Below are 26,027 nucleotides of genomic sequence, written 5' to 3' on the forward strand. Positions count from 1 at the left end.
CGCGTCGCGCTCGCGCTGAAGGCGCCAAGATACCATATGTGCTGTTCACTTATTATAATCCTGTACTGCAATATGGTATGGATCGGCTGTTCTCAGAGCTGCAGGCTGCTGATATTAGCGGAATCATTATTCCGGACCTGCCGGTTGAAGAGAATGCTGCTGTTCTAGAGGGGGCTGACAGCTTCGGTGTACACCTTATACCTTTGGTAGCTCCGACTTCGAAGGAGCGGATTCGCCGCATCGTCAGCACTGGCAGAGGATTTGTCTATTGTGTGTCATCGCTCGGCGTAACAGGAACTCGCGATTCCTTTGGCGATGAAGTGAATTCGTTCCTCGACGAAGTAAGAGCAGCCACTGATCTGCCGATTGCTGTAGGCTTCGGTATATCTACACGTGCACATGTTGAGCAATTCTCAGATCATTGTGACGGGGTTATCGTGGGCAGCGCGATTGTGAAGCAAGTCGAGGAAGCCCTGCCGCTGCTAGGCGATCCGCAAACTGAGAAAGAAGGGGTCTTGCAAATTTGTAATTTTGTGCGACAATTGAAATCATAAAAATTTGATCATATAAATAGATCCAATTGTGGAAAGGGTGGGGTTTAGGATGCAACCGAAAAGCACTGTCGTACATTTGCCAGTCTATCAACCGGGCAAGTCTGCCGAGGATATTAAGCGGGAATACGGATTAGATTCCGTCGTTAAACTCGCTTCAAATGAGAATCCATACGGATCCTCTGAGAAGGCTAAGCAAGCAATACTTGCGGAAATGAACAACACAAACATCTATCCAGACGGTGCAGCGGTAAGCCTGACCCGCGCTGTGGCGGAGCATTTTAATGTGGATGCCAATCAGGTTATATTCGGCGCCGGTTCGGATGAGATTATATTGATGCTGTGCCGCGCTTATCTCTTACAGGGCGATGAGACGATTATGGCTGATCAGACATTTCCGCAATACAAGCATAATGCGGTGATCGAAGGTGCTGTAATTGTGGAGGTGCCTCTCAAGGATGGCACCCATGATCTTGATGCTATGCTGAAGGCTGTAACCGATCGCACGAAGATTATCTGGATCTGTAATCCTAACAACCCGACAGGTACGATAATTAGTCACGATGAGGTAGCGGCATTTATGGAGCGTGTGCCTGCTAATGTAATTGTCGTATTGGATGAAGCATACTGTGAATACGTAACGGACGAAGCTTTCCCAGATGCATTCTCGTTGTTAAAGCAATACCCGAACTTGATTACGCTGCGAACATTTTCGAAGATACATGGTCTCGCTGCGCTTCGTATCGGCTACGGTATCGGTCACTCAGACGTGATTCGCACGATCAATCAGGTTCGCGAACCGTTTAACACGACGCGCTTCGCTCAAGCAGCGGCATTAGCGTCAATTCAAGATACAGCATTTATCGATAGCTGCAAAGTGAAGAATGCGCAAGGTATCCGATATCTGCAAGCGGAGTTCGATCGTTTAGGCTTTACAAGCTTCCCGGCACACGGCAACTTTATCATGGTGGATTGCGGTATGCCATCCGCACAGATGTTTGAACTCTTGTTGCATAAAGGCTTCATTACTCGCGCGGGACATCGTTTGTACCCGAACCATATTCGGATTACAGTTGGACGTCCGGAACAAAATGAAGGTCTGATAGCTGCGTTGAAGCAGATAGTACAAGAGGTTAAGGTGACATCATGATAAAAGTAGCTATTCTGGGCGTGGGGTTGATCGGCGGCTCCCTCGCCCTTTGCTTTCGCGGCAAGCCTGGCATTCATGTAACCGGCTATTCACCTAACTCTGTCTCGACGGCAAAATATGTCGAACTAGGTGTGGTTGATTCAGCGACGACTTCGCTGGTTGAAGCCGTGCATGATGCTGACTTTATATTCATTTGTTCTCCCGTCGGCATACTGAATGAGATGCTTGTCCGTCTCAGTGCTTTACCGCTTAAACGCGGCTGTGTCGTTACAGATGTAGGCAGCACAAAAGCGTCTGTCTCGAAGTGCGCTCAGGAGCTTGATTGGCAAGGGGTACACTTTATTGGTGGACATCCTATGGCAGGTTCAGAGCGTTCTGGAGTGGAAGCGGCGTCTGTACTGCTATTTGAAAATGCTTATTATGTCCTGACACCCGAGCCTGGTACTGATGAGGAGGCTTATCAACGTTTAACGAATCTGCTTCTACATACACGCGCTCATCTTATACGCATGAATCCAGTGGAACATGACCGTGTGGTAGGAGCGATCAGTCATTTGCCGCACATAGTAGCAACGGCATTAGTGAATCAGGTCCGCCATTACAATGAAGACAATGATATGTATGTCTTGCTGGCTGCAGGCGGATTTCGTGATATTACACGAATCGCATCAAGTGACCCGACCATATGGAGCGATATTCTAATCAATAATCGCGGTGTTATGCTGGATCTGCTGACAGATTGGAAGGCGTCAGTTGAGCAGTGGATTGATGTTCTAGAGAATCAGGACTCGCAGTTTATTCGAGATTCCTTTATGAACTCTGGAGAATTCCGCGGCAGAATGCCTGAGCGACGCAAGGGTGTCATTCATTCGCTATATGAACTATATGTTGACGTTCCTGATGAACCAGGGATCATCGGTAGAATAACTACAGAGCTTGGCAATCATAATGTCAACTTGAGCAACGTTCAAATTATTGAGAGTCGTGAAGATGTGCCAGGCGTGCTGAGGTTATCATTCCGCGATCAGAAGGCTTGGGATGCAGCAAAAGGCTTACTTTCTACACTTGGATTTACCGTATATGTATAAAAATAGGTAAATAAAGGGAGTTTTGTCTAATTAATAGGAGAATTTAGAAAATTGATGAAATTAATATTGCAGAATATATTGACAGTTTGAAAACGTATACAATATAATAAAAGTACAGTATGGTTTCTCTCCACTCCTATCCAATTTATGTGCTTACGAATTTAAGCACTCGCCACTATTCATAGTGGCGTTTTTTTTTGTTGCAGCATATATTAATGCTGGACATCCACGATAAAAACAGTCATCATTTGAATGGTTGTTAAATAAATTAGCTTTTGGGGTAATTATTTTTAGATGTTTTCTTGTATTTGGCATAAAAGATTAAAAAAAATTAAGGATTCCTAAAGTTTTCTATGGTAGAATAATAGCGCATCTGAAATAATGACAAAAGATAACATATCATGCTAAATTCATATAGTTTTTTTGGAAAACAGTTTTTATTAACCGCAACTATTAGTTCCCTTATAGGTATATACAAGTAAGTCAGTACATCGGGAGCGCAGTGGAAAGCAAGGAGGACGCAATCCATGACTGATTCCGAAATCATCCGTGGTATTAAAGACGGAGACGTAGATTTATACGCGGAATTGATGAATCGTTATCAACGCAAGGTATTGGCTTTTATTTATCACATGCTTAGGAGCTCTCAACAAGAGCTGTTAGCTGAAGATTTATGTGCAGAAACCTTTTATAAGGCGTTTCGAAGCTTACATACGTTTCGGGAAGCAGAAGCTTCATTCTCAACATGGTTATATACGATTGCTCGCAATACTGTACTAAGTGAGCTTCGCAAGCAACGAAGCATTCAACTGTCTTTGGATGAAGACAACAGTATTGTCCCTGAAGCGCCGAAAGAGATCGTTCCAGAGAATGCTATCCTTCGCAACGAGAAAGTGCATCTCGTTCGAGAAGCGATCAATCGACTGCCTGAGAAGCAGCGATCAGCCATTATACTTCGTGAATATGAACAATTAGAGTACCAAGAGATTGCGCATAAGCTGGGGCAAACAGTCAGTTCTGTCAAATCATTGTTGTTTCGTGCTCGTGCAAGCATCAAGGTGCAGCTGGAAGGCTATGTTTCGGAGCCTGGTTTGAAGGGATGAACAGCTTATGGAATGTGCGGAAGCGCTCGATTGGATATCGGAATATGCCGATATGCCTGCTGACGATCCGCTGAGACAGGAGATTGAACGACATTTACAGGATTGTGAGAGTTGTACGGAACAGTACAATGTCTGGAATGTAAGTGAACAATGGGATGAAGACATGACCGACTGGAGCTTGAGAGCCATCGATTGGGATAACGAGGTGCCAGCTCATCAGTTTAGGCCAGAGGATGTCATGGAACGGATCTATAATGACATTCCGTGGTTTACTCCTGCTCATAGACGCGGCAACAGGATGAGTCCGAGAATGCGGAATATATTTGCCGGCATCGTATCATTCTGTCTTGCTGTGTTTTTATCTGGTTTATTAGCTTTAGCGGTGACTGCGGAGCAACCAATGGCCAAGCCTGCGACTGGCATCGTGCCGACAGTTGTCGTGGGGAGTGTTGAATCTGAAGTAAGTTCAATTGAAATGGAACTGCCTGATTTTGGCGCCAATGACCCAGTTCTGCTGGATGTGGTGCCGACAGTGCCGCAATACTGGATTGCGCTTTCGTTATTCGGTATTTCACTTGCCTTGTTGCTGCTGAACTGGTTGACACGGGCAAAGGAATAGTTTCATAATGAAATGAATTCATTGGAAGCCGAAGGTGAGCGCATGGGTAAGCAATACATTGGATTAGTAAGACATGGGTTGACGGACTGGAATGTGCTTGGCAAGATTCAAGGCCAGACGGACATACCCTTAAACGATACAGGCAGAATGCAAGCTCGTTTATTAGCAAATCGCTTATATAAGGAAGAAGGCAGCTATCCATTCGCCGGCGTCATGTCAAGCGGAATGCAGCGTGCGGAAGAGACCGCTCACATTATTGCAGATAAGCTTAATATTCCTCTGCTTAATCCGGATCACGGGCTTCGAGAACGAGCATATGGTCTCGTTGAAGGCACTACTCCTGAAGTGCGAGAGCAGCGATGGGGATCGGATTGGCGGAAGATGGACCTCGGACAGGAAAGTGATACGGCTCTTCAATCTCGAGCGCTGAATGCGCTGGAAGCCATCGCACAGCGTGAAGAAGGCAAGAGCTTATTGCTTGTTACACATGGCAGCTGGCTTGCTCAATTGTTTGCCGTATTATTAGGAGGGCGGGTACAAGCTAACATCTCGAACTTGTCCTATTCTGTACTTGAGAGAGATGGTTCAAGCTGGAACCCCATCCTATTTAATTGCACGAAACATATGCAGCCATCAGATGCATTTGCGATTCAACGCAACATTTGAATATGTTTTATAGAAGCATAAGCTTTCAGAATCACTGCGACAGTGGTTTTGAAAGCTTATTTTTGTTGCGAGACTATTGAGATGAATTGAATAAAAGTTGGAGATTTTCCAATAATGGATAATGGATAACGAAGATTCGGCATGATGCAAAATAAGATCGGGAGGAGGGAAGGCGTGAATTTAGCGGATATGCTCAGTTATGCGGACATTGCTCAACTGACACTAATAGCGAAGCGATATGACTGTGAATGCAACAAGCATTCCAAGCATGAGCTGATTCAGTCCATCTTATCAGTGCTGGGCAGAAAGGACGTATTCGAACGATACGTCATGGATATGTCGCTAGAGGAGCTGCGCTTTTTGAACTCCATTCTATTTGATCAGCGCACTTCGTTCAGCTTAGAGGATCTTGTCGCTCGCGTCCAGCAGACGCGTTTCGATATGGAGCAGCAGAAGGAGAGCTTGCCGCCGCCTCGTGATATTATCGTGAAATTTAAGCAAAGCGGATGGTTGTTCAATGGATGCAGTCCGAATACGAAGTATTTGTTTCAGATCCCTGAAGATATGAAGCTGCGCTTTAGAGATGTATTGCACCGCAGATTTGAACATGAACTGCAATATGTTCAAGAACCGGAAGCCTACCGAGATGAAGATGGACATCTAGGTGAGGATGTAGTGAAGCTGCTGGATTTCATACATACGGATTCTGTTCTATTAAATGCAGAAGGCGTCATGTATAAGAAGGCGCAGCAGCAGCTATTGGAGACGCTATCGATCTCTGAAGCTATTGTACAGAAAGGGGAGTGGCGCTTTGGGTATGGACGCAGGTTTCATAATTATCCAAACCGTATGTCCCTGCTGTATGACTATGCATTCTATCAAGGATGGATTGAGGAGCAAGAAGCCAAGCTATCATTATCGCAAGCAGGGCTTGAAAGACTGCATAGCGGCTCAAGTTACGAGCCGGTGCAACCTATATATCGTTTCTGGCTAAAGCTGTACAAGAACGCAATTCCTAATCTGCTGTCGATTGTTAACTGGATCTATAAGTGTACAGGGAAGTGGACGACGCTTGATTCTTTGGAATCCGTGCTGCTGCCTTACGTAAAACCATTTTATTACGATAGTCCAGCGAACATTATTAGACAGCGCATCGTTAGGATGATGGTGCATCTAGGATTGCTTCGTTACGGAGATCATCCAGATTATGGGGCGGTCGTTCAGATTACAAGACGAGGACAGACGCTCATTCAAGGAGTGTACGTGCCTCACGAAGATAAGATCAATCTGAAGATTGACAAATAAATGTTCCGTTGATACTATGAGTCCAACTTTTTACATATGAAATTGGGTGTTGGCCCAAGCATTGATAAGTTGGAGGAGGCAGCGGAATATGTTCATTCCATATCAGGGGATCATTCCAAGAGCGCATCAATCTGTTTATATAGCTGATGGTGCAAAAATAATTGGTGATGTTGAGATCGGTTCGGAGTCTACCATTTGGTTCAACGCCGTATTGCGCGGAGATCTGGCTCCAATAAGAATTGGTCAATGTGTCAATATACAAGACGGAGCGATCGGCCACGTAAACACGGATCAACCGCTAATCGTTCAGGATCGAGTCTCGGTCGGTCACGGCGCAATCATTCACGGCTGCCAGATAGGCAAAGGTACATTGATTGGCATGGGGGCGATTGTACTGAACGGGGCGGACATCGGTGAATATGCTTTAGTAGGAGCCGGTTCGGTCGTTACCGAAAATAAAAAAATACCAGCCTATACCCTCTCTCTAGGTTCACCCGCTCGTGTCGTTCGCGAGCTGACTGATGATGACATAGAGCGAATGAAGCGAACAACAGACAGTTATGTGGTGAAAGGAAAGGAATATAGGATCTCTTAATCGTTCTGGTTTGGAGGTGCGTCCTATGGATAAAATGAAAGTAACATATGAAGCGATGCTGAGTTTGACAGCAGAGATGGTTTGGGATGACGCAATAAAAAAATACCGCACCCGCCAAATTTACGAAGCTATTGATCAAGCGCTGGTCGCTGGTGATGAAGCTGCGTTTCAGATGCTGACAACAGAATTGAAGGCGATACAATGAAGAATCCGAATAACGGTTCTTCTTTTTTTTGTGATTATCGGTATAATAAGAAGGAATAATCAGGAAAATATGTGTTGGGAGGAACATCATGAAATTTAGTGAGTTAACATTGGAGCAATGGGAAGAGTGGAAACCTTATCTAGATACATGCCTGCTGCCTGTCACGGGCTTAAGCGGAATCGAATCCCCGGTTGAAGCAGCGCTTAAGCTAGAGGATCTAAGAGACTGGCTAGATCTAGCGGAAGGGCCATTTCACGGACGTATCGTCACATATCCAGCGTACCACTATGCAGAACACTCAGGTTCAACCGACGAACAGTGGAAGGTACTGAATGCTTTTATCCAGCAATTGAAGCAGTCTAACTTCCGATATGTCGTCATCATGTCGTCACAATTGACAATCCCCGACAAGATTCTCTTCGCAGCTGATCTCGTGCTCACTCCTAATGATAATAGACAGAAAGACTACAGCAGCTCTGCTTCATACGTGAATGCGTGCATCCAAGAAATGTGGACAACTGGAGAAAATATGAATTAATTGTGACAATATATCAACATTTCGTTCAATATATTGGTTGATTGTTCCAAATAAATTGGTAAAATATTGACGATGACATAGTGCTGGGATATTATAGGAATGTCCTAGTAAGAATGTGATAATCGTCATTGAAAGCTGTGAGAACGGTTGGGCAAAGGGGGTAGAAACGATGAGCAATTCGCATGAGAATGAGCAGACACCTCACAAACCGCTGGCGCGCAAGGAAATGTCACGTCGACAATTTCTTTCCTATACGTTAGGTGGGGCAAGCGCTTTCATGGTTGGCGGAGCAGCGTTGCCAATGATCCGTTTTGCGGTAGATCCGCTATTGGTGAAGAAGAAAGAAGGTAACTTCATTAAAGTAGTGGAAGTCAGCAAGCTGACTGATACACCGCAAGAGTTCAAATTTGATATTTTACAAGTGGACGGATGGTACGAGAGCACGGTTACGCTGAAAGCATGGATCATGAAGGATGATGTGGGTGTCCTAGCACTGTCTCCAATATGCAAGCACTTAGGTTGCGTGGTCGGTTGGAACAACAATGCTGCATATAAGGATCAGTATTTTTGTCCATGCCATGGCGCGCACTACACCAAAGATGGCAAACAGCTAGCTGTCGCTCGCGCACCGTTGGATGAGTACACGGTTAGGATTGACAATGGCTTCGTCTATCTGGGCGATAAGAAGCCGAATACACGCGTGAAATAAGGAGGCGCAATGACTGATGGCTAAAGGTGTGTACAACTGGATCGATGAACGTCTTGATATTACGCCGATGTGGCGAGACGTAGCCGACCATGAAGTGCCGGAGCACGTCAACCCCGCGCATCATTTTTCCGCATTCGTGTATTGCTTTGGCGGATTGACGTTCTTTATTACTGTAATCCAGATCTTGTCCGGTATGTTCCTTACTATGTATTATGTGCCGGATATTGTGAACGCATACTACAGTGTTGAATATTTGCAAACGAAGGTAGCCTTTGGGAATATCGTTCGCGGCATGCACCACTGGGGAGCTTCACTTGTAATCGTAATGATGTTCTTACATACGCTTCGTGTATTTTTCACTGGATCCTATAAGGCTCCTCGTGAGATGAACTGGGTAGTCGGAATGCTGCTATTCTTCCTCATGCTGGGTCTTGGCTTAACAGGTTACCTGTTGCCTTGGGATAACAAATCCTATTATGCAACCAAGGTTACGATGGAAATCGCAGATACAGTCCCGTATATCGGACCGTATATTAAAGAGTTGATGCAGGGCGGTACTATCGTAGGTACACAGACCTTGACACGATTCTTTGCAATCCATGTATTTTTCCTGCCGGCAGGCCTATTAACCTTGCTGGGTGCTCATTTCTTTATGATTCGCCGACAAGGCATCTCAGGACCGCTATAAGAGAGGAGGAGAAACCACATGGCGCACAAGCCTTCATCAAATGAAAAAATTGTGTATGTCGGTGATTCCCGGGTTAAGAAAAAAAGCGGAACTACACCGCTTCCGGTAGATTACTCCGCTTATCCGGGTAAATCTGAGGCATTCATTCCGAACTTTCTATTAAAGGAATGGATGGTTGGTGTAGTAGCACTCGTCGCTATTTTGGTTCTGACCATCTCGGAGCCAGCTCCGCTTGGTTACCCTGCGGATCCGAACGCTAACTTTATTCCGATACCGGACTGGTACTTCTTGTTCCTGTATCAATTGTTGAAGTTTCCTTACACTTCAGGTGATTACACTGTCCTCGGTACGATGGTTATCCCTGGTTTAGCGTTTGGCGGGCTCGTGTTAGCTCCTTTCCTGGACACAGGTAAAGAAAGACGCTTCTATAAGCGCCCGATTGCTACCTCGCTAATGCTCGTTTCGTTGATTGCGATCATCGCGCTTACGCGAATCGCATGGAGCGGATACCAGGCAGAACTGAAGGAACTCAATATCGTTCCTGAACATATCGAGCGTGAAGAAAAAGCCCGTCAGGCTGCAGAAGAAGGCAAAGAGACAGGCCAGCCTAAGAAGAATAAGGCTGTGGTTGCTCTCGTCGAGCCTGAGGATCCGGCTCTTGAGCTGATGAAGAAGGCGCAATGTCTAGCTTGTCACGCTGATGATCTCAAAGGTACCTCAAATGGACCAAGCCTAAGAGGTGTTGGCGATAGAAAGAGCCAAGATGAAATCTTAGCTTTCCTGCATGAAGGACCGATGAAGCCAATGTACGAGAGTGCTCTGAAGAACGGTGTAACCGAAGAAGAGATCGTGAAGATTACCGAGTGGCTTGCGAAACAAAAGGCTGCGGAGTAAGATATAGTAGGTATACAACCTGATCGTGAACACGATCAGGTTGTATTTATTTGAAGGTAGCATCTTTCGTCTATATTGATTTGGAGGGGTTCTGTTGCAATTGTCTTGGTATGTTAGCCGCTCATTTCTGAAGCAGCGCTGGTTGTTATGGGCGCTGTTTATCTCGAACTTTATCGGCACAATATATGGTTATTATTGGTACAAGCAACAGCTAATCCAGACTTGGGAAACTAAGCCGCATTGGCTGATCACATTCGTACCCGATAGTCCGACAGCAAGCTTGTTCTTTACCTTGGCCTTATTGTTCCTGCTCTTTCCACCGAAGCGGAACTCTGGCATTCTGCACATCGTGCGTGTCATTATTGAAGCACTTGCTGTTGTGACATCGGTTAAATATGGAGTCTGGGCATGTGCGATGATCATCGCAGGCACAGTACAAGGTGAACCGTTGATTTGGCAGGACTGGATGCTGATGGCTTCACATACCGCTATGGCGGTTGAAGCATTACTCTATGTGCGATTATTCCGTTTTGGAGCTGTAAGCCTGATCATAGCGGGCATGTATACTTGGTTGAATGATGTATTGGATTATACATACGACATCTATCCTTGGCTGCCTCGCACGTTATGGGATGATATCACGGCTGTAGCGTGGTTTACGTTCATTTTAACAGGCATTAGCATTCTAGCAGGATTTCTTGCATGGAGACAAAGGGAGAAGCAGAAGCTTCGAGAGGGATATTACAAATGAATCTACATGCCAACACAAATTTAGAAGAGTATGTGAATCCAGAGCAATATGATGTAGAAAATAAAGGGGCAGCCGAGATGCCTATGCTGTTGAAATGGCTTGGGCAATCTGCTCGGCGCGTTGTCGAGCTTGCATGCGGTACGGGTAGAGTCACGATACCTATGGCCGAGGAAGGCTTCGAAATGACAGGTGTTGACATAACGGACTCGATGCTGGCATTAGCTAGAGATAAAGCACAAGCGAAAAGCGTAGAGGCTCAATGGATTCTTGCCAATATGCTGGAATGGAATCCAGAGGAGCTTGTTGACGCTGTGTACATGGCTGGCAATTCATTTCAACATCTATTAACGAATGCGGAGCAGGAGACCTTTGTGAAGAATGTACATCATATGCTGAAGGAGAATGGACTGCTCATATTCGATCTGCGAAATGCGACCAGTGAAGAATTAGCGACCTCAGATGGAACCGAGTTGTCACATTGTATATCCATGCCTAATGGGGAAACGGTGGAGTACTTTTATAACAGTACCTATGATCCGATCAGTCAAATTCAGCATAATGTGACGTACCGCTTCTTCAAAAATGGAGATAGGCTGCTAAGAACGGAGCAAGCTGTCATTGATCTGCGCTATACATATCCGCAAGAGCTTCGCCGTTTGCTGGAATATAACGGGTTTGACATTGAACATGTATATGGAAACTGGCGTGGAGACGAATTGAACGGTTCCAGCGTACAGATAGTAGCGATATGCCGACGACGTAAGTAACGCTGTGGTTACAAGCGGAATTTGCAGTTCTAAATCTGGACATCTCCCCATAGGTTAACACTGGAGGGGGGATGGACATGCAGCGTTATGTGGTCGCTATACTGTTAGCTGTGGTGCTGCTGTTAGTCCATGGGACAGGCGCTATTGCAGCATTGCAGGCTCCAACCGTGCAGTCAATGGATGAAGAAGATGTGAAATCGCGATGGGAACAAGTTGATATGCTGTCAGAGAGCTTATATCAATTATCGGTAGTTGGCGATGTGCTGAAAGGTATCGCGAGGATGGCAGATATTGAAGCGCTGCTAAGCGATCGGGGCATGTTTGATCATATGCGGATTGAGCAAGTGAAAGCCATATCCGATTCTGTCATTCAAGTTAAGAACGAGCTGCATCGCGTTCAGATCCAGCCTCAGAAGCTGATGCATATGACTTCCAGACTGAGACTGGCTGTCGATGCGATAACGCATCCGAAGAAGCCGATGTGGCTTCAATATGACAAGGTACTGCATCAGGAAATGTCGGATATGCTGCAAGCCGAGACGAAGGAGCAATGGATCAAGGTCAGCTCAGCATGGATGGAGCATGTTGATCGCATTCTGCCTGCCGTTACGATGCAGCGTCCAATCCAGACTGTGGAAATGATGAGTTCCTTAGTTGCGCTCGTCAAGAAGACGCATGAGAATCAAGCTGGAATCGACCAAGCGAAGGCTGCGCTTCGAGATGCTGAGGAAGTGTGGATGCGGGCGTTGTTCGGCCATGGCAGGGATCAAACGACATGGGCTCATGCAGGTGAATCTTCTATCCCATGGAAGAGTGTCATGTGGTTAGCGTGTATCGTGTCAGTGACATTGGCATATGTAGGCTACATCAAATATCAACATCGTGATGATGAAATGTGGAACGGTCCGTGGGGTAACATCTCACAATGATACATGCAATGGCAATTATTATAGTTCAAACATTCGAAAACACAGCGGCTTCAGGATATCCTGTAGCCGCTGTGTTTTTTTATATGCAAATTTGAATTAGATCCGATATATAAACGGGCTGACTCATCATGAGACAACCCGTGTTCGAGTAAAGATAATTTATCATATGTGCAATAATCGGAGTGGTTGTTAGTCCTCCTTGAACCCTTCGCCCAGAACGTCGTGTACCTCGCTTACTACAATAAATGCGCGTGGGTCAATTGACTTTACTATGGCACGCAATTGGCGCATCTCTGAACGACTGACTACGCAATAGATCATATGATTGTTCTTACGGGAATAGAAGCCGATCGCGGGAATCAAGGTCACGCCGCGTTCCAATTCGGTCGTTATCATTGCACCGATCTCTTCGGCGTGCTCAGAAATGATGGTATAGGCTTTGGCTGCGTATGCTCCTTCTTGAATGAAATCAATCATCTTAGATGAGATAAAGACAGCAACAAGTGTATATAGGATCTTCTCCTTAGGTATGTAGAATAAAGCAGAGCCGATAATGAAAATATCCATAAGTAAGATGAATTGCCCCATACTGATATTGTACTTTCGATTCGCCATTCGCGCGAGAATATCTACTCCGCCTGTCGTGCCGCCGAAGCGGAACACGATGCCAAGCCCCGTACCCAGCGTCACACCGGCATATAGTGTCGCAAGTATAAAGTCATGCTCCGTCTGAAAAGGAATGATCAACTCCCGCTTGACGGCTTGCTCAAACAACCATAGGAAAAAGGTAAGAGAGAGTACTCCGTATATACTGTACATCATCTGTATCTTTCCTAATGAACGCCAACCGATAATAAAGAGCGGGATGTTAAGCAGAAGTGTGGATAGCGAGGGACTGATATCGGCCGCGTAATTAAGCAACACCGTAATCCCTGTGACCCCGCCTTCCATCAATTGGTTTGGAATGATGAAGTAAATAAGCCCAAATGCATAAATAGCGGTTCCGATCGTAATGGGTAGGAAAGTATGCCACATTTTTCTGAAGATTGGCGTTGTCATAAGTCCTTTATGCCTCCATGTCTATTCCGAATTCTGCAGGTACATTTAAGGTGATCCTTCATTAGTATATCTAATTGATGGTAGTATAAAAAGCATTTGTTTTCCACTTGTCTTTACGATAACATAGGAAACATAGAAACTTACATATCGTATGTTCAAGTCGTATGTGCAAGAAGGGGATGTCATGACAGAGATGAATCGACAAGCATTCTTGGACTCCCTTCGCAGCAAGCCCTTGGCACAAATGCAGGCAGAGGTGGACCAATACATTTCTCAATTTAAAGAGGGATATTTTAGTCCGCTCTCGATGCTGGCCCGCTTGCTAGAAGAAGCCGGAGAATTATCGCGTGAGATTAATCATCAATACGGTGAGAAGCCGAAGAAACCAACTGAGGCGGACAACTCAATTGAAAACGAGCTTGGAGACCTGTTGTTCATTATCTTATGCTTCGCCAATTCGCTCGGAATCGATCTGACGAAGGCGCATGATGATGTCATGCATAAGTTCAATACTCGTGATAAGGACCGTTGGACACGGATTGATGAGCAAGGCTCATAGGAGGAAGGGAGAAACTTCATGACACGAATTAGAGTTGCAGTTGTTGGAGCAAGCGGTCGCATGGGCCGTGAGGTTGTCAAGATGGTTCTGGAGGAGGAAGCATTCGAGCTAGTTGCGGCGATTGCGCGTTCAACAGGACCAGTAGATGCAGCGAGTTTGGTTGGTAAGTCGGCTTGCGGAGTGACTGTGATGGACGACTTAGAAGCAGCGCTAGCTGAATGGAAGCCGGATGTTGTCGTAGACTTCACTTCACCGAAGTTTGTGATGAACAATACTCGAATTGCGATAGAGCATGGAGTGAGACCTATAGTCGGAGCGACTGGTCTTTCACCAGAGGAGATCGAACAGCTGCAGCAGATGTGTGCTGAGAAGCAATTAGGCGGTCTGATCGCGCCGAACTTCTCAATCGGAGCCATTCTAATGATGCGCTTTGCTCAACAAGCTGCTAAATATATGCCTAACGTAGAGATTGTCGAATACCATGGAGATCAGAAGCTGGATGCGCCGTCAGGTACAGCCGTTAAGACCGCTGAACTAATATCACAAGTTCGCTCCGAGTTCCGTCAGGGCAACCCGAATGAGGAAGAAGTGATTGAAGGTTCACGCGGCGGTTATTATAATGGCTTCCGTATCCACAGTGTGCGTCTGCCGGGCGTATTCGCACAGCAGGAAGTTATCTTTGGCGGGCATGGTCAGACGTTGAAGATTCGTCACGATTCGTATGAACGCGCTGGCTACATGCCAGGTGTGAATATGGCTATTAAGAAAGTAATGGGATTGCAGCAGCTCATCTATGGTTTCGAGCATTTGTTGGATGACTAGAACTTATCTTAGAGCTTTAAGTATTAGAAGCTTTCGTTCAAATGTTAATAATATAGATAGATAATGGAGGAGCGACATGCTGAACATTTCATTCATTGCACATGATCGTAAGAAAGATGAAATGGTGAACTTCGTCATCGCGTATGAGCATGTGTTTGAGGGTCACAACCTATTTTCTACAGGTACGACAGGTACGAGAATTATGAATCAGACAGACCTTAAGATTCATCGCTTTCAATCAGGTCCACTGGGCGGCGATCAACAGATTGGCGCATTGGTGGCGGAAAATGAAATGGACTTAATTATATTCCTCCGTGATCCACTTATGGCCCAGCCGCACGAGCCTGACATTAATGCACTGCTTCGTCTGTGCGATGTGCAGGGCATTCCGCTTGCAACGAATATCGCGACTGCGGAAATTCTGGTCAAAGCACTGGAACGCGGCGACTTCGCTTGGCGTGAATTGCAGCACAAATATAAGCCGGGGATTGAGGAATAATGGAACTCAAGCTGGATATATTGGCGTTCGGAGCCCATCCCGATGATGTAGAGATTGGGATGGCGGGAACGCTGGTTAAGCATCAACGCGCTGGCTACAGCGTAGGGATATGCGACCTGACATTTGCAGAAATGTCCTCAAACGGGACAGTGGAGCGGCGGCAGGCGGAAGCGCAAATGGCTAGCGATCACATGAAGCTGGCGATGCGCCACACGATCGGCCTGCCTGATCGCGGTCTGCAGCCTGTTCAGGAGCAGATTGAGGCAATTGTTCGCGTCATTCGCAAGTATCGTCCGCGGATCGTATTTGCTCCGTACTGGGAAGATCGCCATCCTGATCATGTTGCTGCAAGTAAAATGGTACAGGAAGCTGTCTTTAATGCGAAATTGCGGAAGTACATGTCGGAAGTGCCAGCACATTTAGTGGAAAGTACATATTTCTACTTTATTAATGACACGGTTCCTTGCGATTTACTTGTAGATGTAACGGACGTATATGAGGTAAAGCGTCTGTCGCTTGAAGCTTATGAATCTCAATTTACCCCTCCAGGCACTGGTGAAGATGTGGTCATGACGCCGCTTAATCAGGGATATGTAGAGCGCGTAGCTGCTCGAGATGCGCTGCTGGGTCAAGGGCGCGGGATGAGTTATGCTGAAGGATTTATTCAGAAGGGACCTTATGCGGTCCGATCATTTTTAGATTGAGATGGTTCAAGAGTTCATATTGACTCATGCAGCAGTCGATATGCGACGAAATACTTGGATCGAGGGAGGGACACGATGGGAGATAAGCTGAAGATAGGAATCACTTGTTATCCATCGCTAGGCGGCTCTGGAGTTGTGGCTACGGAGCTCGGCAAGCTGCTTGCTGAACGAGGACATCAGGTTCATTTTATAACACATCATTTGCCTTTTCGATTAGGCTCCAGCTTTCAGAAAAATATTTATTATCATGAGGTTCCAGTTAACGATTATTATGTATTTCGTTATCCGCCGTATGACTTATCCCTGGCAAGCAAGATGGCACAGGTCGCGAACTCGCAACAATTGGACCTGCTTCATGTCCATTATGCGATACCGCATGCGGTGTGTGCATACTTGGCTAAACAGATGGCGAATCCTGGACTGAAGGTTGTAACGACATTGCATGGAACAGATATTACGGTTCTGGCTCAGGATGAGTCGCTGAAGGATATGATTCGCTTTGCAATCAATGAAAGTGATGCAGTTACCGCTGTCTCCAAAGATCTTATTCGTGAAACGCGAGAGCTGCTGGATATTGCGCGACCGATCGATTTAACTTATAACTTTATCGACAAGCGTGTTTACTATCCTCGTGATATATCGCATCTTCGTTCAGAATTTGCGTACCCTCACGAGAAAATAATGATGCATATTTCAAATTTCCGACCTGTGAAGCGGGTTGGAGATGTGTTGGATATATTCGCGAAAGTGCAGGAGCAAGTTCCTTCACGACTAGTGTTCGTGGGCGAAGGTCCTGATATGACGAAGGTGCAGTGCAAGATTAAAAGCATGGGCCTGGAGGATCGCGTTCATTTTCTCGGTAAGCAGGATGAGATCGCGCAGGTGATCTCGCTCGCCGATGTGCTGCTGCTTCCTTCAGAGAAGGAGAGCTTTGGTCTCGTAGCGCTGGAAGCGATGGCGTGCGGTGTTCCAACGATCGGGTCGCTGGCGGGCGGAATACCAGAGCTGGTTTCACATGGTGAAACAGGCTTTCTGGCTCCGATTGGCCATACTGAGCAGATGGCTGAATATGCGATACAGCTGCTTCAGGATGAGGAGATGGCGGCACGCATGCGTGAGGCTTGCTTGCATCGGGCTCGCCATGTATTCTGTAATGATCTTATTACTTGGGAATACGAGAAGATCTACTATCGGGTATTGAATCGTGAAGTTCATGCTCCGAAGCCGCAGTGTTAATAGCTCGAGCTATTCTTCAGCGGGTGATTGAGTTGTCAACGCAAAGTTGAAGAGGTGTCAGAAGTGAAGTTATACATGGAAGGTCCGCTGGCTGATGAAGGGCGCAGCATTATAAACCAACTGAATAAACATGGATACGCTGCTTATATGGTTGGGGGCAGTGTGCGGGATACGCTGCTGAAGCGTCCGATTCATGATGTGGATATCGCCACATCTGCTCTTCCGGCAGATGTGGCTTCTTTGTTTGAGCATGTCATCCCGACAGGGGAGAAGCATGGGACGATGACGGTCATGTCGAACGGCATACCCATCGAAGTGACCACGTTTCGCTTGGAATCCGAATATGTGAACTATCGGAAACCGGAGCAAGTGGAGTACATAGATGACATCGTCGAAGATTTGAGGCGGCGCGACTTCACGATGAACGCGCTAGCGCTGTCCGCGGATGGCGAGCTGCTGGACCCATTTGGAGGTCAAGCGGATATGGCGGCAGGACGCATTCGCAGCGTTGGCGATGCGGCGACGCGCTTTCATGAGGACGCGCTGCGCATGCTGCGCGGCATCCGATTCGCGTCGGTGCTCGGCATGCGGCTCGCGAAGGGTGTGTGGCGCGGCATGCTGCAGTCGCGCGAGCTGCTGCAGCATATCGCGATGGAGCGCGTGCAGAGCGAGCTGTGGAAGCTGCTCGAGGGGCCGGCACCGCAGGCCGGCGTGGCGCTGCTCGCGCGCAGCGGGCTCCTCGGCTATGCGAAGGAGCCGCTGGGCTTCCTCGCGCGGCCTGCCGGGCCCGCGTGGCAGCGCTGCTGCTGCGCGCTAGCCGCGTTTCCGGACCCGGTGAGTCCGGAAACACGCTTTGCGCTGCTCGCGCTGGGGCACGGCGCTGACGCGCCTGAGGCGGAGCCCGTTACACGGGCACTCCGCCTCTCCGGGGCGCAGCAGAACGCCATCCTGGGCGTTCTGCGCGCCTACGCGCGGCTCAGCGCGGCGGCCGATGTCGGTGCCGATGTCGGCACAGCCGACACAGCCGACCCCGCCGCGCGAGCCTTGCGCGAAGCGTGCGCGCGCGCCGTGCTCGCCGATGGCGAGCCTGCGCTTCGCGCAGCGCTGGCGTGCCGCCGCGCCCTGCAGGTGGCGGCGCCAGACGAGCCCGTGCCCGCAGCATGGAACATGCTGCTGCGGGACGGGGAAGCGTGGCTCGCGGCCATGCCGGTGCGGAAGCTGACCGACCTGGCCGTGAGCGGCAATGACGTGCTGGCGGTGGTAAACCGCCCCGCCGGCCCGTGGATGCGCGCTTGCCTGGAACAGGCATGGCTCGCCGCTGCAACCTTAACGCTTCCGAACACAGCGGAAGCGCTACTGACCTATATCCGCCGCATGATGGCGGAGGAAGGAAGAGAACTTGATGAATGACCGATTGTTGGCATGGTTCCAGGAACGGCCGAATGAATATATATCCGGTGAAGAAATCAGCCGCGAGCTTCAAATCTCTCGTACCGCAGTATGGAAGCATATAAATCGGCTCCGCGCCAAGGGATTTGACTTTGAAGCGACCCCTAAGCTTGGCTATCGCCTTGTACAGCAGCCGACAAGACTGGACGAGATATCGCTGTTGTCGAAGCTCAAGACAGAGCGCTTCGGCAGACAGGTTCGAGTTCTGAGTCGAACCGATTCTACTCAGAACGAAGCTCTTGCATGGGCGCAAGATGGCACTGAAGAAGGCGCGCTTGTCATTGCGGAAGAGCAGGTCTCTGGACGCGGCCGTCAAGGAAGATCGTGGTTCTCGCCACCTGGCAAGGGCATATGGATGAGTATGGTGATGAAGCCGCGCATTCCGCTGCAATTTACACCGCACTTGACTCTGCTGACCGCGGTAGCAGTATGTAGAGCCATCAAGAGAGTCGTGAATGTCCCGATAGGCATCAAATGGCCCAATGATCTGCTGATCGAGAACCGCAAGGTTTGCGGCATCCTGCTAGAGTCGAGTGCTGAAGATGAGCGATTGGTCAATGTGATAGCCGGAATTGGGATTGACGTAAACATCGATGAACGCGATTACCCAGAGCATCTGCTGGACATCGCAACATCTTTGAAGCGTGAGGCTGGCCATGAGATCGACCGTGCCACATTGCTTGCGGAGATCCTTCTGGAATGGGAGCAATTGTACAAGCTGTACGAAGAACAAGGCTTTGGACCGATCCGCACGATATGGGAAGCCAACAGCGTGATGATTGGAAGGCATGTACAGCTCAAGACTCCATACGGTGAGGCGGCAGGCACTGCACAGGGACTTGATGAATCGGGAGCACTGGTGCTGTTAGGACCTGAGGGCTTGTACCAGAAAGTATTTTCCGGAGATGTACGTTTTACAGATGAAAATTAGACAATATTCTGATATACTACCCACGTAGGCGATATCTTTAACCGGAATCGCACTCGCAAAGCAAGGGAACATGCAGGACAAGATCATATCCTTGTTATGCTGCTACATTTCTGCTCTGAGCCTAAAGGGACCGAGACAGGAAGATGTCGCAAGCGACCTCTTTTTTTGCTCTGGGACCTTTTTAGTGGAAACGCTAAAAGGTTTTTTTGTTTTGCGCACACTAATGTGCAACCCCAAAAAAGAGTGCAATAAGGAGTTGAATGGAGTGAAAGCAACCGTGAAACAACCACTTAGCATCGTCAAAATGAAGAAAATGAAAAATGAGAAGCAGCCTATCGCCATGATTACAGCTTATGATTATCCTTCTGCTGCTATCGCTGAACAAGCGGATGTGGATATGATATTGGTCGGAGATTCGCTTGGCAATGTTGTACTTGGCTACGATTCGACACTACCTGTTACAATCGACGATATGGTATATCATTCACGTGCTGTACGCAGAGGAGCGCCGAATACATTCATCGTGACGGATATGCCGTTTATGACCTATCACAGCTCAGTAAGCGAGACGATGAGAGACGTGCGCCGCATCATGCAAGAGGGGCATGCCAATGCAGTTAAGATGGAAGGCGGAGTAGAGATTACGCTGATGGTCGATGCTTGTGTGAAAGCAGGCGTACCTGTACTCGGTCATATCGGCTTGACGCCGCAATCTGTCCATCAAATTGGCGGTTACCGCGTGCAAGGGAAGACGGCGGAGGATGCGGAACGCTTGCTGCAGGATGCACTGGCATTAGAAAGAGCTGGGGCGTTCGGCGTTGTGTTGGAATTGGTTACGGATCAAGTTGCCGCCTATATTAGCGAGCGCTTGTCGATACCAACGATTGGTATTGGAGCAGGTGCAAGCTGTGACGGACAGGTGCTTGTATATCATGATATATTGCGTTATTCGCCAGATTACCGCGATAAGCGCTTTGTCAAAACATATGCCGACATCGGCTCCGTCATTAAGGAAAGCATCGGCGCTTATGTTCAAGATGTGAAGCAACGAACATTCCCTGCTGCGACCCACACGTTCCAAGCAACGGAGGATGTTGTTGAGAATCTGTACGGACATGGAAAGGTGGAGTAATCTTTGAAAGTCGCTACAACGATTGAACAATTAAAGGCCGCGCTGACAGCAGCGCGGCGTGAACATACATCTTCTACAGTCGGCTTTGTTCCGACTATGGGGTACTTGCATCAAGGACATGCCAGCTTGCTGAAGCGAGCAGTTGCAGAGAATGATGTTGCGGTGCTGAGCATATTTCTCAATCCGATCCAATTCGGTCCTAATGAGGATCTAGATCGATACCCGCGTGATGAACAACGTGACCTAGCTTTAGCTGAAGAATGCGGAGTCGATATTGTATTCCTGCCTACAGTCGAAGTCATGTATCCGCAGCCGACGAAAACGAAGGTAGTTGTTTCCGAGCTGACTGGCTCCTTATGCGGCGCATCGCGTCCTGGACATTTTGACGGGGTAACGACAGTTGTATCCAAACTGTTCCACATGGTAAAGCCAGATCGAGCCTATTTTGGTATGAAGGACGCTCAACAGGTGGCTGTTATTACACAGATGGTACAGGACTTGAATATGGATCTTGAGATTGTGCCTTGTCCTATCGTTCGTGAAGCAGACGGTCTGGCTCTCAGCTCAAGAAACGTGTATTTGTCAGAACAGGAGCGCGCACAAGCCTTGAAGCTGTCAGAATCGCTCTCCATGGTCGAAAATTGGATCGCATCTGATTCAGAACTGACTGTAGGAATGCTTAGAGATCGAATTATGGCCTGGATCCGTACCGCGCCGTTAGCGAATATCGAATATACCGAAATCATCAGCTTTCCTTCGCTTGAGCCTGTATCGATGGATACGCTTGTACAAGAGCGCACAGAGCAATGGCTGATCGCTCTCGCTGTCCGATATGGGAATACACGATTAATTGACAATAAGCTGCTGCTTGATACGAAAGGGGAATGACCGATGATCCGAGAAATGATGAAATCCAAGATCCATCGCGCAACTGTAACGGAAGCAAACTTAAATTATGTGGGCAGCATCACAATCGATGAGCGATTGATGGAGCTGGCTGATATCTGGCCGAATGAGAAGGTTCAGATTGTGAATAATAATAATGGCGCTCGCTTAGAGACTTATGTTATCAAAGGCGCTCGTGATTCCGGCGTGATCTGCCTGAACGGAGCGGCTGCTCGTCTCGTTCAGCCTGGTGACAATGTCATTATTATCTCTTATGCAGGCATGACGAACGAAGAAGCGAAACAGTATGAACCTAAGGTCGTATTTGTAGATGATCAGAATAAAGCTGTTGAGCTTGCCAATCTGGAAGTGCACGCGACGATTCGCTGATCAAGAAGCAATGAATTGCAGTATTGTTGAATGACTGGTTATCCGCATGAAATGAATCGTGATAACACACAATGAACGTGAGCCGCATAACAACGAAGAACATCACATGCGAAGGTGGGATGAACCGTGTTGCAGCACATGTTCGCGACGATGAATGAATTGCTTGATGACATCATACAACAATATCCTTCTGTTCAAGGAACAGCAAAGCAAGAATTAGACCGACAATTGGCCCTTCTTCGTACGATGAGTGATCATATTGTGGAGGAATGGCTGCGGTTTGAAGAAAAGCTTGCCATAATCAGAACAGCTGCTAATTCTGGAACGAAGCTGAATGCTGCTGCCGCCAGCAGTCTTAAAAATCTGATGGATAATGCAGAGAAGGAAATGGTTGAAGCTGCTGAATTCCAAATTCCGGATTACAGTGATCCATTTCAGAGAGGCCAAGGATACTTTACCCTGCGAATGTACAAGCAAGCAGTTAACTATCTAGAGAATGCCGTAGTCCGTCAGCCAGACAAATGTTTAATTCGCATATTATTAGGTCTGTCGTATCTACATCTCGGTCGCAATCAAGAAGCGTGTCGTCATTTACATTTTATTATTCCATTGACCGATGATCCGAAGTTGAAGGCCATTGCCTATAACGCACTTGGCTGTATACAGATGCTTCACAGCAATACCGAGAAAGCTCAGCATTATTTTCATAAGGCGCACTTCACTGATCCAAGCATTCCAGAGCCGATAGCCAACCTAAAGGTATGTACGAACAAATGCGGCAGCCTGCAGTTTGGAGAGAAAAGGGTTGTATCCATCGTTTAACATACAGTGAGCAGAGGGGAACATTCTTTCGGGTGTTTCCCTCTGCTCATTTTCAAAAAGGCGAACATCTGTTATTCTAATAACAGAATTGGTGAGAGGAATTGTGACAATGAGATTTGCCGTATTAGACTTTGAAACGACAGGCAATCAACCGGGAGACGAGATCATACAGATCGGCCTGGTTATCCTTGATGATAAGCTGCAGATCGAGCAGGAGTATCATACGCTCGTTCGGCCAACGATTAAGATCCCCGAATTTATTGCTCAATTGACTGGAATCGATGACAGTATGGTGAAGGATGCTCCTGATCTGGATGAAGCGATGACGGGAATGGTGCCCTTGCTCAACGATGTTGTGCTGGTGGGTCATCATGTGGCATTTGATTATCAATTTTTACGAAACGCTTTGGAGCAGACTGGATACCTGCCGTTTACTGGAAGGATTCTAGATACTATCGAGATGCTGCGAATTTTATTCCCTTCTCTGACTTCGTATCAGCTCGGATCTGTTGCGCAGACATTCCATATTGTGCATGACAGACCGCATCAAGCAGACAGTGATGCTCGCGCAACTGCAGATATTTTTGTAAAGTGCCTAGAAGCCATTAATGATTTACCCTTGCTTACGCTCCAGCGTATCGTCGAACTGCTTGGGGAAGAGGAACGTGACCTTGGTTGGATGCTACAGGTATTGCTTGAGGAACGAGAGCGCGACGTAACGCGAATGGCTGAAGATGCTCGAGCACTTTCATATCGACAATTGGTATTTAATGTGGACGAATGGACAGATAATCAGCCTCCTCGGGAAGGGCTTAGCGAGTCACCGCTGCAAGGTGTCTCGTTCACATCTTTTATGGGTGACATTCACCGTGCATTGAAGGAGAAGCTTGAGCACTATGAACCGCGCGAAGCTCAGGAGCAGATGTTCCGTGAAGTGATGAATTGTATGGAAGATGACCGACATCTTCTCATTGAAGCGGGTACAGGTACGGGAAAATCTTTAGGTTACCTGATTCCTTCTATCTATTATGCGGTTAAGAATGATAAGAAGGTAATTGTCAGCACACATACCATAAATTTGCAAGAACAGCTGAGACAGCGAGATTTACCGCTTCTAGAGCACATTGTGCCTGTTTCATTTAAGGCAACGGTCTTAAAAGGTCGTAGTCACTATTTGTGTTTGAGAAAATTTGAACATAAAATAAACTATAGAGATTTTCTGCATGGACGCGATGATGTATTAACCGCTGCACAGATGATGGTATGGTTAAGCCAGACTGAGCACGGTGACGATGAGGAGCTGTATCTGACGCATAAAGGCCCAGAATTTTGGGATACTGTGGCGAGCGACAGCGATTCTTGTCTTAATCGGGCGTGTCCATGGTTTAAGCGCTGCTTCTACCATCGCGCGAAGAATGATGCCAATCAATCTGATATCATCATCACCAACCACTCCTTATTGTTTACGGATGTCATAGCTGAGCATCGTTTGCTGCCTGGATATGAGCATTTGGTTATTGATGAAGGTCATCATTTTGAAGAAACAGCGAGCAAGCATTTAGGCATACATCTGCAATATTTTTCATTGATTCACCCGCTGACACGTTTGGTGAAAGATAGTAAGAACGGCTTATTGCTGCTGCTGCAGACACGTCTTCGCCTCTCAGGAAGTGAGAAAGCAATGATCTGGGCAGACGGCATTGAGAAGCTGCTCACACAGCTCGTTGACGTAAGAGACGTCTGGGATCGTCTTCATGATGTCCTGTATCAATTGATGCCGCCTCCAGAGCTGGGACAAGCTGAAGCAGGACAATCCGTGCTCCGACTGCAGTCTGGCGCTCGACCGCGGGATTGGCAGGGGATCGCTGAGCTTGAAGAAGACGTATATGTGCGTCTGGGGGAAATTGTCCGTACGGGCGAAAAGCTTGTGTTGGAATGGAAAGATGCGGATGATGAAGAGCTGCAGCCCGTCATAACGGATGTAACAGGGATATTCAAGGAGATCTCAATCATTCGCGAGGATTTTCGCCTCTTTATGAAGGCGACAGATCCAGATTCTGTGTATTGGATGGAAGGCAATGCTCAGTATAAGCATAAGTCGATGCATCTGTACGCAGTGCCAGTTGATGTCAGCGAAGCGCTAAATCGATACTTCTTCGAACCGAAGAAAAGTGTCATTCTGACTTCGGCAACGTTATCTGTTGACAAGTCATTTCAATATTTAGAGGAACAGATCGGTTTGAAGGAGGCTTCCAGCACGGGAAGATTACATACTGTTATTCTTCCGTCTCCGTTCAACTACCGCGAGCAAGCGCTAGTTGTCATTCCGCGAGACTTTCCAACAGTTAAGGGCTCTGTAGATCCGATCTTTACCGACAAATTGCTTCATTCACTTGCAGATGTTGCCATTGTGACAAAGGGTAGAATGCTGGTGCTGTTTACTTCGTACCGCATGTTGAAGGAAGTATATGAACCACTGAAGGAAATGCTTCAGCCGCACGGCGTACAAGTGTTAGGGCAAGGCATGGACAGCGGCAATCGAAGCAAGCTGACTCGCCGTTTTCAGGAGCATCCTGCATCCGTGCTGTTAGGAACTAGCAGCTTCTGGGAAGGTGTGGACATTCCTGGTGAGGCGTTGACTTGTCTAGCGATTGTCAGACTTCCGTTTCAGCCGCCTAATCATCCGCTTGTTGAGGCGAAGTCAGAACGATTGAAGCGTCAGAACCAGAATCCGTTCCGGAAGCTGTCGATTCCGCAAGCCGTTATTCGCTTTAAGCAAGGTTTTGGACGATTAGTTCGAACCTCTAAGGATCGCGGTATCGTAATTATTTATGATACTCGTGTAATTGAGACGAGCTATGGCAAGCATTTCTTATATTCTTTACCTGGTCCTAAGATGGAGCATATGACTACCGAGCACCTAGTGCCGCGGATCCGTGATTGGTTCAGGGAAGAGCAGGAAAGAGCTTTACAAGATTAAT

At 47.4% G+C, this 26,027-nt stretch carries 29 protein-coding genes; 28 read left to right on the top strand and 1 reads right to left on the bottom strand.

Annotation, left to right across the window (positions count from 1 at the left end):
- The 16 genes from trpA to ACXX53_RS05935 all read left to right on the top strand — a co-directional run.
- Positions 1-554, top strand: a 554-nt coding sequence (gene trpA / locus ACXX53_RS05860) for a tryptophan synthase subunit alpha (RefSeq protein ID WP_458567695.1), incomplete at its 5' end; no start/stop codon positions are given.
- A gap of 49 nt (positions 555-603) precedes the next feature.
- Positions 604-1,701, top strand: a complete 1,098-nt coding sequence (gene hisC, locus ACXX53_RS05865) for a histidinol-phosphate transaminase (protein WP_458567696.1) — start codon at positions 604-606, stop codon at positions 1,699-1,701.
- Positions 1,695-2,789 (top strand): prephenate dehydrogenase, encoded by a 1,095-nt coding sequence (locus ACXX53_RS05870; protein WP_458568356.1) that lies wholly within the window; start codon positions 1,695-1,697, stop codon positions 2,787-2,789. Before hisC ends, ACXX53_RS05870 begins: the two co-directional genes overlap by 7 nt.
- 527 nt (positions 2,790-3,316) lie before the next feature.
- Positions 3,317-3,892 carry an RNA polymerase sigma factor gene (locus ACXX53_RS05875; protein WP_458567697.1) on the top strand — a complete coding sequence of 192 codons (576 nt, stop codon included), beginning with the start codon at positions 3,317-3,319 and terminating at the stop codon, positions 3,890-3,892.
- A 7-nt stretch (positions 3,893-3,899) separates the two neighbouring features.
- Positions 3,900-4,511, top strand: a complete 612-nt coding sequence (locus ACXX53_RS05880) for a zf-HC2 domain-containing protein (protein WP_458567698.1) — start codon at positions 3,900-3,902, stop codon at positions 4,509-4,511.
- 12 nt (positions 4,512-4,523) lie between these two features.
- Positions 4,524-5,177: a histidine phosphatase family protein gene (locus tag ACXX53_RS05885; protein WP_458567699.1), complete on the top strand. Its 654-nt coding sequence runs from the start codon at positions 4,524-4,526 to the stop codon at positions 5,175-5,177.
- Between the two features lie 174 nt (positions 5,178-5,351).
- Positions 5,352-6,482 carry a hypothetical protein gene (locus tag ACXX53_RS05890; RefSeq protein ID WP_458567700.1) on the top strand — a complete coding sequence of 377 codons (1,131 nt, stop codon included), beginning with the start codon at positions 5,352-5,354 and terminating at the stop codon, positions 6,480-6,482.
- An 88-nt stretch (positions 6,483-6,570) separates the two neighbouring features.
- Positions 6,571-7,077, top strand: coding sequence for a gamma carbonic anhydrase family protein (locus ACXX53_RS05895; protein ID WP_458567701.1), 507 nt, complete (start codon positions 6,571-6,573; stop codon positions 7,075-7,077).
- Positions 7,078-7,102: 25 nt separating this feature from the next.
- Positions 7,103-7,282 carry an IDEAL domain-containing protein gene (locus ACXX53_RS05900; protein ID WP_458567702.1) on the top strand — a complete coding sequence of 60 codons (180 nt, stop codon included), beginning with the start codon at positions 7,103-7,105 and terminating at the stop codon, positions 7,280-7,282.
- An 88-nt stretch (positions 7,283-7,370) separates the two neighbouring features.
- Complete coding sequence (locus ACXX53_RS05905; RefSeq protein WP_458567703.1) at positions 7,371-7,820, top strand: DUF2487 family protein; 450 nt, start codon at positions 7,371-7,373, stop codon at positions 7,818-7,820.
- A gap of 169 nt (positions 7,821-7,989) precedes the next feature.
- Positions 7,990-8,529, top strand: coding sequence for a QcrA and Rieske domain-containing protein (locus tag ACXX53_RS05910; protein WP_458567704.1), 540 nt, complete (start codon positions 7,990-7,992; stop codon positions 8,527-8,529).
- Between the two features lie 16 nt (positions 8,530-8,545).
- Positions 8,546-9,217, top strand: coding sequence for a menaquinol-cytochrome c reductase cytochrome b subunit (gene qcrB, locus ACXX53_RS05915; RefSeq protein WP_458567705.1), 672 nt, complete (start codon positions 8,546-8,548; stop codon positions 9,215-9,217).
- An 18-nt stretch (positions 9,218-9,235) separates the two neighbouring features.
- On the top strand, positions 9,236-10,111 hold the full coding sequence (locus ACXX53_RS05920; RefSeq protein ID WP_458567706.1) for a c-type cytochrome: 876 nt from the start codon (positions 9,236-9,238) through the stop codon (positions 10,109-10,111).
- 94 nt (positions 10,112-10,205) lie between these two features.
- Entirely contained in the window at positions 10,206-10,862 is a 657-nt protein-coding gene (locus tag ACXX53_RS05925; protein ID WP_458567707.1) for a DUF1405 domain-containing protein, read from the top strand.
- Positions 10,814-11,629, top strand: a complete 816-nt coding sequence (locus ACXX53_RS05930; protein ID WP_458567708.1) for a class I SAM-dependent DNA methyltransferase — start codon at positions 10,814-10,816, stop codon at positions 11,627-11,629. The genes ACXX53_RS05925 and ACXX53_RS05930 overlap by 49 nt, the downstream gene beginning before the upstream one ends.
- Before the next feature lie 77 nt (positions 11,630-11,706).
- On the top strand, positions 11,707-12,558 hold the full coding sequence (locus ACXX53_RS05935) for a sporulation protein YpjB (RefSeq protein WP_458567709.1): 852 nt from the start codon (positions 11,707-11,709) through the stop codon (positions 12,556-12,558).
- Between the two features lie 189 nt (positions 12,559-12,747).
- Here ACXX53_RS05935 and ACXX53_RS05940 read toward each other — a convergent pair whose 3' ends face one another.
- On the bottom strand, positions 12,748-13,617 hold the full coding sequence (locus ACXX53_RS05940; protein ID WP_458567710.1) for a YitT family protein: 870 nt from the start codon (positions 13,615-13,617) through the stop codon (positions 12,748-12,750).
- Between the two features lie 184 nt (positions 13,618-13,801).
- Here ACXX53_RS05940 and ACXX53_RS05945 point away from each other — a divergent pair, with 184 nt between their 5' ends.
- The 12 genes from ACXX53_RS05945 to dinG all read left to right on the top strand — a co-directional run bounded on the left by ACXX53_RS05945 (position 13,802) and on the right by dinG (position 26,026).
- Positions 13,802-14,176, top strand: a complete 375-nt coding sequence (locus ACXX53_RS05945; protein WP_458567711.1) for a nucleotide pyrophosphohydrolase — start codon at positions 13,802-13,804, stop codon at positions 14,174-14,176.
- An 18-nt stretch (positions 14,177-14,194) separates the two neighbouring features.
- Positions 14,195-14,998: a 4-hydroxy-tetrahydrodipicolinate reductase gene (gene dapB, locus ACXX53_RS05950; protein ID WP_458567712.1), complete on the top strand. Its 804-nt coding sequence runs from the start codon at positions 14,195-14,197 to the stop codon at positions 14,996-14,998.
- 76 nt (positions 14,999-15,074) lie between these two features.
- Positions 15,075-15,497, top strand: coding sequence for a methylglyoxal synthase (locus ACXX53_RS05955; protein WP_458567713.1), 423 nt, complete (start codon positions 15,075-15,077; stop codon positions 15,495-15,497).
- Positions 15,497-16,201, top strand: a complete 705-nt coding sequence (gene bshB1, locus ACXX53_RS05960) for a bacillithiol biosynthesis deacetylase BshB1 (RefSeq protein ID WP_458567714.1) — start codon at positions 15,497-15,499, stop codon at positions 16,199-16,201. The genes ACXX53_RS05955 and bshB1 overlap by 1 nt, the downstream gene beginning before the upstream one ends.
- 75 nt (positions 16,202-16,276) lie before the next feature.
- Entirely contained in the window at positions 16,277-17,437 is a 1,161-nt protein-coding gene (gene bshA / locus ACXX53_RS05965; RefSeq protein WP_458567715.1) for an N-acetyl-alpha-D-glucosaminyl L-malate synthase BshA, read from the top strand.
- Positions 17,438-17,500: 63 nt separating this feature from the next.
- A complete protein-coding gene (locus ACXX53_RS05970; protein ID WP_458567716.1) occupies positions 17,501-18,847 on the top strand; it encodes a CCA tRNA nucleotidyltransferase in 1,347 nt (448 codons plus the stop codon).
- On the top strand, positions 18,840-19,817 hold the full coding sequence (locus ACXX53_RS05975; protein WP_458567717.1) for a biotin--[acetyl-CoA-carboxylase] ligase: 978 nt from the start codon (positions 18,840-18,842) through the stop codon (positions 19,815-19,817). Before ACXX53_RS05970 ends, ACXX53_RS05975 begins: the two co-directional genes overlap by 8 nt.
- A 265-nt stretch (positions 19,818-20,082) precedes the next feature.
- Positions 20,083-20,949 (top strand): 3-methyl-2-oxobutanoate hydroxymethyltransferase, encoded by an 867-nt coding sequence (gene panB / locus ACXX53_RS05980; RefSeq protein WP_458567718.1) that lies wholly within the window; start codon positions 20,083-20,085, stop codon positions 20,947-20,949.
- Between the two features lie 3 nt (positions 20,950-20,952).
- Positions 20,953-21,837: a pantoate--beta-alanine ligase gene (panC, locus tag ACXX53_RS05985; RefSeq protein WP_458567719.1), complete on the top strand. Its 885-nt coding sequence runs from the start codon at positions 20,953-20,955 to the stop codon at positions 21,835-21,837.
- 3 nt (positions 21,838-21,840) lie between these two features.
- A complete protein-coding gene (gene panD / locus ACXX53_RS05990) occupies positions 21,841-22,224 on the top strand; it encodes an aspartate 1-decarboxylase (RefSeq protein ID WP_458567720.1) in 384 nt (127 codons plus the stop codon).
- Positions 22,225-22,350: 126 nt separating this feature from the next.
- Entirely contained in the window at positions 22,351-23,046 is a 696-nt protein-coding gene (locus ACXX53_RS05995) for a tetratricopeptide repeat protein (protein ID WP_458567721.1), read from the top strand.
- Positions 23,047-23,155: 109 nt separating this feature from the next.
- The gene (dinG, locus tag ACXX53_RS06000; RefSeq protein ID WP_458567722.1) at positions 23,156-26,026 is read left to right on the top strand and encodes an ATP-dependent DNA helicase DinG; all 2,871 of its coding nucleotides are present in this window, start codon (positions 23,156-23,158) and stop codon (positions 26,024-26,026) included.
- The last annotated feature ends 1 nt before the right edge of the window (position 26,027 follow it).

The organism is Paenibacillus marinisediminis, from assembly GCF_054343325.1.

Bases quoted from the DNA above. Each gene is read 5' to 3' on its own strand.
- hisC (WP_458567696.1), top strand. From the start codon at position 604: ATGCAACCGAAAAGCACTGTCGTACATTTGCCAGTCTATCAACCGGGC.
- ACXX53_RS05875 (WP_458567697.1), top strand. From the start codon at position 3,317: ATGACTGATTCCGAAATCATCCGTGGTATTAAAGACGGAGACGTAGAT.
- ACXX53_RS05880 (WP_458567698.1), top strand. From the start codon at position 3,900: ATGGAATGTGCGGAAGCGCTCGATTGGATATCGGAATATGCCGATATG.
- ACXX53_RS05885 (WP_458567699.1), top strand. From the start codon at position 4,524: ATGAATTCATTGGAAGCCGAAGGTGAGCGCATGGGTAAGCAATACATT.
- ACXX53_RS05895 (WP_458567701.1), top strand. From the start codon at position 6,571: ATGTTCATTCCATATCAGGGGATCATTCCAAGAGCGCATCAATCTGTT.
- ACXX53_RS05900 (WP_458567702.1), top strand. From the start codon at position 7,103: ATGGATAAAATGAAAGTAACATATGAAGCGATGCTGAGTTTGACAGCA.
- ACXX53_RS05905 (WP_458567703.1), top strand. From the start codon at position 7,371: ATGAAATTTAGTGAGTTAACATTGGAGCAATGGGAAGAGTGGAAACCT.
- ACXX53_RS05910 (WP_458567704.1), top strand. From the start codon at position 7,990: ATGAGCAATTCGCATGAGAATGAGCAGACACCTCACAAACCGCTGGCG.
- qcrB (WP_458567705.1), top strand. From the start codon at position 8,546: ATGGCTAAAGGTGTGTACAACTGGATCGATGAACGTCTTGATATTACG.
- ACXX53_RS05920 (WP_458567706.1), top strand. From the start codon at position 9,236: ATGGCGCACAAGCCTTCATCAAATGAAAAAATTGTGTATGTCGGTGAT.
- ACXX53_RS05930 (WP_458567708.1), top strand. From the start codon at position 10,814: ATGGAGACAAAGGGAGAAGCAGAAGCTTCGAGAGGGATATTACAAATG.
- ACXX53_RS05935 (WP_458567709.1), top strand. From the start codon at position 11,707: ATGCAGCGTTATGTGGTCGCTATACTGTTAGCTGTGGTGCTGCTGTTA.
- ACXX53_RS05940 (WP_458567710.1), bottom strand. From the start codon at position 13,617: ATGACAACGCCAATCTTCAGAAAAATGTGGCATACTTTCCTACCCATT.
- ACXX53_RS05945 (WP_458567711.1), top strand. From the start codon at position 13,802: ATGACAGAGATGAATCGACAAGCATTCTTGGACTCCCTTCGCAGCAAG.
- dapB (WP_458567712.1), top strand. From the start codon at position 14,195: ATGACACGAATTAGAGTTGCAGTTGTTGGAGCAAGCGGTCGCATGGGC.
- ACXX53_RS05955 (WP_458567713.1), top strand. From the start codon at position 15,075: ATGCTGAACATTTCATTCATTGCACATGATCGTAAGAAAGATGAAATG.
- bshB1 (WP_458567714.1), top strand. From the start codon at position 15,497: ATGGAACTCAAGCTGGATATATTGGCGTTCGGAGCCCATCCCGATGAT.
- bshA (WP_458567715.1), top strand. From the start codon at position 16,277: ATGGGAGATAAGCTGAAGATAGGAATCACTTGTTATCCATCGCTAGGC.
- ACXX53_RS05975 (WP_458567717.1), top strand. From the start codon at position 18,840: ATGAATGACCGATTGTTGGCATGGTTCCAGGAACGGCCGAATGAATAT.
- panD (WP_458567720.1), top strand. From the start codon at position 21,841: ATGATCCGAGAAATGATGAAATCCAAGATCCATCGCGCAACTGTAACG.
- dinG (WP_458567722.1), top strand. From the start codon at position 23,156: ATGAGATTTGCCGTATTAGACTTTGAAACGACAGGCAATCAACCGGGA.